The 9,243-nt window shown below is 60.4% G+C and carries 8 protein-coding genes; 6 read left to right on the top strand and 2 right to left on the bottom strand.

Features of this window, described 5'->3' with window-relative positions:
* Window positions 1-53: 53 nt before the first annotated feature.
* Window positions 54-3,239, bottom strand: a complete 3,186-nt coding sequence (gene rne, locus A7D21_RS21270; protein ID WP_069552631.1) for a ribonuclease E — start codon at window positions 3,237-3,239, stop codon at window positions 54-56.
* A gap of 759 nt (window positions 3,240-3,998) precedes the next feature.
* Between rne and rluC the strand changes: the two genes are divergently transcribed.
* The 3 genes from rluC to A7D21_RS21255 are packed head-to-tail and all read left to right on the top strand — an operon-like array spanning window position 3,999 to window position 6,612.
* A complete protein-coding gene (rluC, locus tag A7D21_RS21265; RefSeq protein ID WP_032886795.1) occupies window positions 3,999-4,958 on the top strand; it encodes a 23S rRNA pseudouridine(955/2504/2580) synthase RluC in 960 nt (319 codons plus the stop codon).
* Window positions 4,945-5,607, top strand: a complete 663-nt coding sequence (locus tag A7D21_RS21260; RefSeq protein WP_069552630.1) for an HAD-IA family hydrolase — start codon at window positions 4,945-4,947, stop codon at window positions 5,605-5,607. Before rluC ends, A7D21_RS21260 begins: the two co-directional genes overlap by 14 nt.
* Before the next feature lie 21 nt (window positions 5,608-5,628).
* Window positions 5,629-6,612, top strand: coding sequence for a S49 family peptidase (locus A7D21_RS21255; RefSeq protein WP_069552629.1), 984 nt, complete (start codon window positions 5,629-5,631; stop codon window positions 6,610-6,612).
* A gap of 131 nt (window positions 6,613-6,743) precedes the next feature.
* On the opposite strand, the gene A7D21_RS21250 is transcribed toward A7D21_RS21255, so the two are convergent.
* Window positions 6,744-7,322, bottom strand: coding sequence for a nucleoside triphosphate pyrophosphatase (locus tag A7D21_RS21250; protein ID WP_053257564.1), 579 nt, complete (start codon window positions 7,320-7,322; stop codon window positions 6,744-6,746).
* Between the two features lie 105 nt (window positions 7,323-7,427).
* Between A7D21_RS21250 and A7D21_RS21245 the strand changes: the two genes are divergently transcribed.
* From A7D21_RS21245 to plsX, 3 genes are read left to right on the top strand one after another with little or no spacing between them, the layout of a single operon-like run.
* Complete coding sequence (locus tag A7D21_RS21245) at window positions 7,428-7,958, top strand: YceD family protein (protein WP_032886799.1); 531 nt, start codon at window positions 7,428-7,430, stop codon at window positions 7,956-7,958.
* Between the two features lie 13 nt (window positions 7,959-7,971).
* Window positions 7,972-8,154, top strand: coding sequence for a 50S ribosomal protein L32 (gene rpmF / locus A7D21_RS21240; RefSeq protein ID WP_008152339.1), 183 nt, complete (start codon window positions 7,972-7,974; stop codon window positions 8,152-8,154).
* Window positions 8,155-8,158: 4 nt separating this feature from the next.
* Window positions 8,159-9,169 (top strand): phosphate acyltransferase PlsX, encoded by a 1,011-nt coding sequence (plsX, locus tag A7D21_RS21235; RefSeq protein WP_083272225.1) that lies wholly within the window; start codon window positions 8,159-8,161, stop codon window positions 9,167-9,169.
* Window positions 9,170-9,243: the final 74 nt, after the last annotated feature.

The raw sequence follows: 9,243 nt of genomic DNA, 5'->3' as shown, positions 1-9,243 counted from the left end.
AAAAAAAAGCCCCGCCAGGGTTACCTGACGGGGCTTTTTAGTAGCGCTGGCGATCAGACGAGAGGTTTAGGCTCGTGCTCTGCTTCCAGTGCCTGTGGGGCATGTTCAACCACTGTTTCTGCGGCAGGGGCTGGCGCCTCGACCACTTCGGCAGCCGGTGCGGCAGCGGCTGCAGCAGCGGCAGCTTCAGCTGCCTTGCGACGACGACGCACTTCACGTGGGTCGTTCGGCGCACGGCCATTTTCGGTCAGGGCGCTAACGGGAGCCGCTTCAATCACCGGCGCTGCGACTTCGGCAACCACTGGCGCTTCAACCACGGGTGCAGGCTCGACCGCTGGGGCTGGTTCGGCAACCACTTCGGCAACCGGTGCAGGCGCTTCTTCTACCACGGGGGCAGGTGCTGGCGCTTCAACCGGTGCAGCGGGTTCGGCCGTCCACTGGAAGGCGGTCTGTTCTTCGCGAACTTCACGCACTGCCGGGGCAGCTTCTTCGACAGCCGGGGCTTCAACAGCGGCTTCAACCACTGGCTGAGCTTCAACTACGGGTGCAGGCTCAACAGCAGCCACTTCCACTTCGGGTTGGGCTTCGCGAACCGGCGCAACTTCCACTTCCGGAACCACTGGGGCTTCGATCGGGGTGGTTGCTTCGACGACAGGGGCTTCAACCGCCGGGGCTTCAGCAACTGGCGCTTCAACAACCGGCGCTTCTACAGCCGCAGTCTCTTCGACAGCAGCGGTAGCGCGTTCAGCTTGCTCATGCGCCTGGGCTCCAGCCGGTGCGCTGATTACGCTGCTGGCAACTGCGGCGGTCACAGCCAGGCCAGCAGCCAGTTCGGCGCCCGTCGGCTCTGTGGTTGCAGCTTCGCCGTTTTCGCCGGTCTCTTCCGAGCCTTCGATCACATTGCCGTTGGCATCACGCTGACGCTCACGACGGTTGCTGCGACGACGCTGGCCACGGGAGCGGCGGCGTGGACGATCGCCTTCGGCGTTGTCCTGGCCATCTTCCTGCGACTGCTCTTCGCCAGTCAGCACTTCTTCTTCGCTGGCGGCAGCGGCTTGCTCGGCACGTGGTTGACGCTCTTCACGCGGTGGGCGCGGTTGGCGCTCTTCACGTGGGGCGCGTTCTTCACGCGGCTGGCGAGCCGGACGCTCTTCGCTGGCAGCTTCGGCAGCAACGGCCGGTGCGGCGTCCAGCGGCTCGCGCAGTTCACGCACACGTTCTTCGCGCTCGCCACGTGGCTTGCGATCTTCACGCGGGGCGCGCGGAGTACGTGGTGCGCGCTCTTCACGCGGTGCACGTTCTTCGCGGGCTACGGTCGGGGTTTCTTCACGGGCTTCGCGAGGTGCACGCTCTTCACGTGGCGCGCGTTCTTCACGCGGTGCACGTTCTTCGCGAGGCTTGCGCTCTTCGTCACGGCGACCGTTGCGGTTACGGCTCTGCTGGCGACCGTTGCGACGCTCTTCGTTACGGGCCGGACGCTCGGCGGCGGGTTTTTCAACCACAACCGGAGCGACAGGCTCTTCTTTGGTGGCGAACAGGCTCACCAGCGACTTCACCAGACCTTTGAACAGGCTTGGCTCAGGCATGGCGGCAGGGGCGGCAACCGGTGCAGCCACTTCGGCCGGAACCGGTGCGTTGGCACGCGCCGGTGCAGTCTTCACGGCAGCTTCCTGGCGAACCAGTGTGCGGGTTGCGGCGGCCGGCTGGACTTCTTCGACTTCCGCAGCGGCAGCAGCGATTTCATAGCTGGACTGGCCGCTGTGGGCTTCCGGGCTGTCATCGCGCAGGCGCTGCACTTCGAAGTGCGGCGTTTCGAGGTGATCGTTCGGCAGGATGACGATACGGGCGCGGGTGCGCAGTTCGATCTTGGTGATCGAGTTGCGTTTTTCGTTGAGCAGGAAGGCTGCAACCGGGATCGGCACTTGCGCGCGGACTTCGGCGGTGCGGTCTTTCAGGGCTTCTTCTTCGATCAGGCGCAGGATCGCCAGGGACAGCGATTCAACGTCACGGATGATGCCGGTGCCGTTGCAGCGCGGGCAGACGATGCCGCTGCTTTCACCCAGGGATGGGCGCAGGCGCTGACGGGACATTTCCAGCAGGCCGAAGCGCGAGATACGGCCAACCTGCACACGGGCGCGGTCAGCTTCCAGGCATTCGCGGACTTTCTCTTCCACGGCGCGCTGGTTCTTGGCGGGGGTCATGTCGATGAAGTCGATCACGATCAGGCCGCCGATATCACGCAGGCGCAGCTGGCGGGCGATTTCTTCAGCCGCTTCCAGGTTGGTCTGCAGGGCGGTTTCTTCGATGTCGCTACCTTTGGTCGCGCGCGCCGAGTTGATGTCGATGGACACCAGGGCTTCGGTCGGGTCGATAACAATGGAGCCGCCGGAAGGCAGTTCGACCACACGCTGGAAGGCGGTCTCGATCTGGCTTTCGATCTGGAAACGGTTGAACAGCGGAACGCTGTCTTCGTACAGCTTGATCTTGCTGGCGTACTGCGGCATCACCTGGCGGATGAAGGTCAGGGCTTCGTCCTGGGCTTCAACGCTGTCGATCAGTACTTCGCCGATGTCCTGGCGCAGGTAGTCGCGGATGGCGCGGATGATTACGTTGCTTTCCTGGTAGATCAGGAACGGCGCGGAACGATCCAGGGACGCTTCTTTGATAGCGGTCCACAGTTGCAGCAGGTAGTCGAGGTCCCACTGCATTTCTTCGCTGCTGCGGCCAAGGCCGGCAGTGCGAACGATCAGGCCCATGTCGGCCGGTGCTACCAGGCCGTTCAGCGCTTCACGCAGTTCGTTGCGCTCTTCGCCTTCGATACGACGGGAAATGCCGCCGGCACGTGGGTTGTTCGGCATCAGGACCAGGTAACGGCCAGCCAGGCTGATGAACGTGGTCAGGGCTGCGCCCTTGTTGCCACGTTCTTCTTTTTCGACCTGAACGATGACTTCCTGGCCTTCGCTCAGGACGTCCTTGATGTTCACGCGGCCTTCAGGGGCTTTCTTGAAGTACTCGCGGGAGATTTCCTTGAGGGGCAGGAAGCCATGGCGCTCGGAGCCGAAATCGACAAAGGCAGCCTCAAGGCTTGGTTCGATGCGAGTAATACGGCCTTTATAGATGTTGGCCTTCTTTTGCTCGCGTGCACCGGACTCGATGTCCAGGTCGTAGAGGCGTTGGCCATCTACCAGTGCAACACGCAACTCTTCGGGTTGAGTTGCGTTAATCAGCATTCTTTTCATGTTGTACCGTCGGTTTCCGGGCTGCCGGAAACGGCGTTCGGCACACACGACTTCTCACGGTCGGTGTCAGGTGCGTCAAGAGTGGTTGGCCACTCCAGTGTCCAGCAAAACCCGCCAATGTGGGCCGGTATCGCGACGGACGCGTCCTGCTTGTTAGCGGTGGTGACAAAGGCACCACTTCAACAAAAGCTAAGGTCAGGAGGAGGAATCAACCGGCGACTGTGGACGAGATGAAGCGTCTAAATATAAGCCTAGTGCTACACGGTCCGACGGTTGTGCATCTCCACCCTACACGTATCCCTGATAATTCGGGTGCTGCCGCGCGCAGAATCCGCAGCGGGTTGGCATTTACCGTGTTCTCCAATGGGGAGTCCACGCTCATGGCTAAACAAGACTAGGTGTGGGCGATTGCGCTCTCACTCAGCTCTTAACAGGCGTTGTTTCCGAAGCATTCGCCATGGTCTGGCTCAAGACTGACTGCACTTTGTGAACTGGCCGTAAATATCGGCGCAGAACGCGAGTATTCACTCTGCTTTCTGCACTCGCTTCAGGCCTCATGTCACCTGCGCTTGTTACAATCTCGAGCCTTCCAAGGTGGCGAAAGCCCCGTAGGACGGCCTCGCGTCCTGATGAATTGCGATGGTCAGGGCCGGCAATTTGCCGCAAGTCCTCTGTCCAGGCCGCTTTTGGCGGCGTTCGCGACTATAGCAGCAATGATTAAGTGCTTCAATTCCATAAAAAATTGTTATCATCGCGGCCATGACGACTACCGCCCCCCAGACCCCCAGCGTCCAGCTGCTTGAGGTCTCGCCGGAATATGCCGGCCAACGCATCGACAACTTTCTCCTGGCCAGGCTCAAAGGCGTGCCCAAGACCTTGATTTACCGCATCTTGCGTAAAGGCGAAGTGCGCGTGAACAAGGGCCGGATCAAGCCCGAGTACAAGCTGCAGGCGGGCGATATCGTCCGTGTGCCGCCGGTGCGCGTGCCTGAGCGCGACGAGCCTGTGCCACTGGCCCAAGGCCTGTTGCAGCGCCTTGAAGCCTCGATTGTGTTCGAAGATAACAAACTGATCGTGATCAACAAGCCCTGCGGCATTGCGGTTCACGGTGGCAGCGGCCTGACATTCGGCGTGATCGAAGCCTTTCGCCAGTTGCGTCCGGATGCCAAGGAGCTGGAGCTGGTTCATCGCCTGGACCGTGACACCTCCGGCCTGTTGATGATTGCCAAAAAACGCAGCATGTTGCGCCACCTGCACACCGCTTTGCGTGGCGATGGCGTGGACAAGCGCTACATGGCGTTGGTCCGTGGCAACTGGGCCAGTTCCATCAAGAGCGTGCGTGCGCCATTGCAGAAGAGCAACCTGCGCTCCGGCGAGCGCATGGTCGAAGTGGACGAGGAGGGCAAAGAAGCCCTGACCCTGTTCAAGGTGCTGCGCCGCTTCGGTGACTTCGCCACCCTGGTCGAGGCCAAGCCGGTAACCGGTCGTACCCACCAGATTCGCGTGCATACGCTGCACGCAGGTCACTGCATCGCCGGCGACACCAAGTACGGTGATGAGGACTTCTCCAAGGAAATCCGCGACCTGGGCGGCAAGCGCCTGTTTCTGCACGCCTACATGCTGACGGTGCCGTTGCCCGATGGTGGCGAACTGAAGCTGCAGGCACCGGTCGACGAGATGTGGGCCAAGACCGTGGAGCGTTTGAGTGTCGCACCTTGATTACAAGCTGCTGATCTTTGATTGGGACGGCACCCTGTGCAATTCCATTGGTCGGATCGTCGAGTCAATGCATGCCGCCTCGACCCGCTCGGGCTTCGAGTTGTGCACTGACCTGGCGGTAAAAGGCATTATCGGCCTGGGCTTGCCTGAGGCGATCCTTACCTTGTATCCCCAGATCAGCGACGCTGAGCTGGTGACCTTTCGCGACCATTACGCTGATCATTACATTGCGCTGGAGGCCACGCCTTCGCCTTTGTTTGACGGTGTCCTGCAGTCGCTGGAGGCCTTTCGTGTCGAGGGTTATCACTTGGCAGTCGCTACCGGCAAGGCCCGTCGCGGGTTGGATCGGGTGCTCAAGGCACATGGCTTCGAAGATTATTTCGACATCACTCGCGCGGCGGATGAAACCGCCAGCAAGCCTCATCCTCTGATGCTGGAGCAAATCCTGGAGCATTGCGGCGTCGCGCCGCGCCAGGCATTGATGGTGGGTGACGCTTCGTTTGACCTGATGATGGCGCGCAATGCTGGCATGGACAGCGTGGCGGTCAGCTACGGCGCCCAGGCTGCCGATGCCTTGCAGCAATATGAGCCCAGGCTGACGATTGATCATTTTTCTGAACTGCAGGCCTGGCTCAGCCGGGCCCAATAAGTCTTTGCTGGGGTTGATGGCATGAGTGACGAGTGGAAAGCGCCCGAAAAGGCCGAGAGCGGTGATGACAAAAGCTGGAAGCTGCTGGAGAAGACGCTTCTGGCCAGTGTCCAGGAGCAGCGTCGTTCCAGGCGCTGGGGGATTTTCTTCAAGCTGCTGACCTTTGTTTACCTGCTTGCCATGCTGGCGTTGTTCAGTCCGCTGATGGACATCGAGAAAGGCGCCACCCGTGGCAGCCACTACACCGCTTTGATCGAAGTTCGCGGGGTGATTGCCGACAAGGAGTCAGCCAGCGCCGACAATATCGTCAGCAGCCTGCGTGCCGCGTTTGAAGACCCCAAGGTCAAAGGCGTGATCCTGCGCATCAACAGCCCGGGCGGCAGCCCTGTGCAGTCGGGTTATGTGTATGACGAGATTCGGCGTCTGCGCGCACTGCATCCGGACATCAAGCTGTACGCAGTGATTTCCGATCTGGGCGCCTCGGGTGCCTATTACATTGCCAGTGCCGCTGACCAGATCTATGCCGACAAGGCCAGTCTGGTGGGCTCCATTGGTGTGACGGCGGCCGGTTACGGGTTCGTCGGCACCATGGAGAAGTTGGGTGTGGAGCGTCGCACCTACACCTCGGGTGAGCACAAGTCATTCCTGGACCCGTTCCAGCCGCAGAAAGCCGACGAGACCCAGTTCTGGCAGGGCGTGCTCGATACGACCCACCGTCAGTTCATTGCGAGCGTGAAGCAAGGGCGTGGGGATCGTCTGAAGGATAAAGACCATCCGGAGCTGTTCTCCGGGTTGGTGTGGTCGGGCGAGCAGGCGTTGCCGCTGGGGCTGATCGATGGTTTGGGCAGTGCCAGTTCGGTGGCGCGCGATGTGATTGGCGAGAAAGAGTTGGTGGATTTTACGGTTGAGGAATCGCCGTTTGATCGCTTCTCCAAGAAGCTCGGCGCCAGTGTGGCGGAGAAACTGGCCTTGTACATGGGCTTCCAGGGGCCGACGCTGCGCTGAGATCTCAAGCTCTGTGTCGATAAATGTGGGAGGGGGCTTGCTCCCGATAGCAGTGGGTCAGCCAGCTTATTGGTAACTGGCCCGCCGCCATCGGGAGCAAGCCCCCTCACACATTTGGTTTTGCGCGGGTTTTAAGGGGTTTGCACACCCTCGGCCAGCAGCATATCCACCAGGCGAATCAGCGGTAAGCCGACAAGGCTGGTCGCATCCGGGCCTTCGGTGCTTTGAAACAGGCTCACGCCCAGCCCTTCAGCCTTGAAGCTGCCGGCACAGTCGTAGGGCTGCTCAATGCGCAAGTAGCGCTCGATGCGCTCGGCGTCCAGCACGCGCATGTGCACGGTGAACGGCACGCAGTCCACCTGGCAATGCCCGGTCTCGCTATTAAGCAGTGCCAGGCCTGTCAGGAAGCTGACGTGCTTGCCGCTGGCGGCAAGCAGTTGCTCGCGAGCGTTTTCGAACGTGTGGGGCTTGCCGATGATCCTGCCTTCGAGTGCGGCAACCTGATCGGAGCCGATAATCAAATGCCCGGGATGGCTGCCGGCGAGGGCGCGGGCTTTCTCTTCGGCCAGGCGCTTGACCAGCTCAATCGCGGACTCATTTGCGCGATGGCTTTCGTCGATATCCGGCGAGCTGCAGATGAACGGCAGGTGCAGGCGGCTCAGCAATTCCCGGCGATAAACCGAGCTGGATGCGAGTAATAAAGGCAGCATTAGCGTCTCCTCAAGGCAGCCAGGGATTCTAGCGGGGCGACCGGCTGACGCACAGGGCTGAATTTCCTTTGACATGGCCGGGTGCATCCCTATAATGCTGCGCCTATGTTGAATGACCCGATTCCACCTCACGTTGACCCGCGCAAATTGGCAGATCGTGGCACTTCCCTTCAAGGTGAATTGCTGCTGGCCGATTTGGAGAGACTCTGCGACCCGCTTTCCGACACTGTCGGTACGGTGCAGGCCAAATTTGTTTTTGAACGAGATGAACGTAAATCTGTGGTGATCCACAGTTTTATCGACACCGAAGTCAAAATGGTTTGCCAGCGTTGTCTTGAGCTGGTCACCCTGCCGATCCATAGCGAATGCAGTTATGCCGTGGTGAAGGAGGGTGCGAATACCCAGTCGTTGCCGAAAGGTTATGACGTGCTGGAACTGGGCGAAGATCCTTTGGATCTGCATGCACTGATCGAGGAGGAGCTTTTGCTCGCCTTGCCCATTGTGCCTGCTCATCATCCGGAAGAATGCCAGCAGCCGGAGGGTCTCGATGACGAGGCCGAACCGAGCGAGGACGAGGTAACGCGGTCCAACCCGTTCAGTGTATTGGCGCAGTTAAAGCGTGACCCAAACGTTTAGGAGTTAATCAATTATGGCTGTTCAGCAGAACAAAAAATCCCGTTCCGCCCGTGACATGCGTCGTTCGCACGATGCCCTGACGGCGAGCACTTTGTCTGTAGAAAAAACCACCGGTGAAATTCACCTGCGTCACCACGTATCGCCAGAAGGCGTATACCGTGGTCGTAAAGTGATCGACAAGGGCGCTGACGAGTAATCACTTGTCTGCTCAAGTCATCGCGATTGACGCAATGGGCGGGGACTTCGGTCCCCGCAGCATTGTTCAGGCCTGCATTGCCAGCCTGTCTGCAACGCCCTCGCTGCACCTGACCCTTGTCGGTCAACCCTCCCTTCTTGAAGAATTGATTGCCAGCCATCCGGCGGTAGATCGCGCGCGCCTGACTGTTACAGCGGCCAGCGAAACCATCGGCATGGATGAAAAGCCGGCGGTCGCCCTTCGCGGCAAGCCTGATTCTTCAATGCGGGTGGCGCTTGAGTTGTTGCGTGATGGCAAGGTGCAAGCCTGTGTCAGTGCCGGCAACACCGGGGCGTTGATGGCGTTGTCGCGGCATGTGCTCAAGACGCTGCCCGGTATCGATCGGCCGGCGATGGTCGCGGCGATTCCCACGCAGCGAGGTTATTGCCAGTTGCTCGACCTCGGGGCAAACGTCGATTGCAGTGCCGAGCACCTGTTTCAGTTCGCCGTGATGGGCTCGGTGGCCGCTGAGGCGCTGGGTGTGGCACGTCCGCGTGTAGCCCTGCTGAATATCGGCACCGAAGACATCAAGGGCAACCAGCAGGTCAAGCTCGCTGCCAGCCTGTTGCAAGTTGCTCGGGGCTTGAATTACATCGGTTTCGTCGAAGGGGATGGTTTGTACCGGGGCGAGGCGGATGTGGTGGTGTGTGACGGGTTTGTCGGCAATATCCTGCTCAAGTCCAGCGAGGGCCTGGCGACGATGATTGCCACGCGTATCGAGGCCTTGTTCAAGCAGAGCCTGGCGTCCCGTTTGGTCGGCGCTCTGGCGCTGCCGTTGATGCGCCGCTTGCAGGCCGACCTCGCGCCGGCGCGGCACAACGGTGCGAGCTTTCTGGGGCTGCAGGGCATTGTGGTGAAAAGCCACGGCTCGGCCGGTGTGCAGGGCTTTCAGAGTGCGATTGCGCGGGCGCTGATCGAGATTCAGGAAAACCTGCCGCAACGTCTGCGCGGCCGTCTTGAGGATCTGTTGCCTTAGGCGAATTGGCCCGGGAGTGCTTAAATGTGACCGGCCAGTTCAATAGACCATCCAACTTGTCAGTTTCGTGCGCT

Source organism: Pseudomonas sp. AP19 (genome assembly GCF_001728855.1).
In the GTDB taxonomy this organism is placed as follows: domain Bacteria; phylum Pseudomonadota; class Gammaproteobacteria; order Pseudomonadales; family Pseudomonadaceae; genus Aquipseudomonas; species Aquipseudomonas fluorescens.
Note: the sequence above shows the minus strand (reverse complement) of the source record. Positions and strands in the feature narration are given on the sequence as shown.

Excerpts from the sequence above, each read along its gene's own strand:
- rne (WP_069552631.1), bottom strand. The coding sequence starts at position 3,239 with ATGAAAAGAATGCTGATTAACGCAACTCAACCCGAAGAGTTGCGTGTT.
- rluC (WP_032886795.1), top strand. The coding sequence starts at position 3,999 with ATGACGACTACCGCCCCCCAGACCCCCAGCGTCCAGCTGCTTGAGGTC.
- A7D21_RS21255 (WP_069552629.1), top strand. The coding sequence starts at position 5,629 with ATGAGTGACGAGTGGAAAGCGCCCGAAAAGGCCGAGAGCGGTGATGAC.
- A7D21_RS21250 (WP_053257564.1), bottom strand. The coding sequence starts at position 7,322 with ATGCTGCCTTTATTACTCGCATCCAGCTCGGTTTATCGCCGGGAATTG.
- A7D21_RS21245 (WP_032886799.1), top strand. The coding sequence starts at position 7,428 with ATGTTGAATGACCCGATTCCACCTCACGTTGACCCGCGCAAATTGGCA.
- rpmF (WP_008152339.1), top strand. The coding sequence starts at position 7,972 with ATGGCTGTTCAGCAGAACAAAAAATCCCGTTCCGCCCGTGACATGCGT.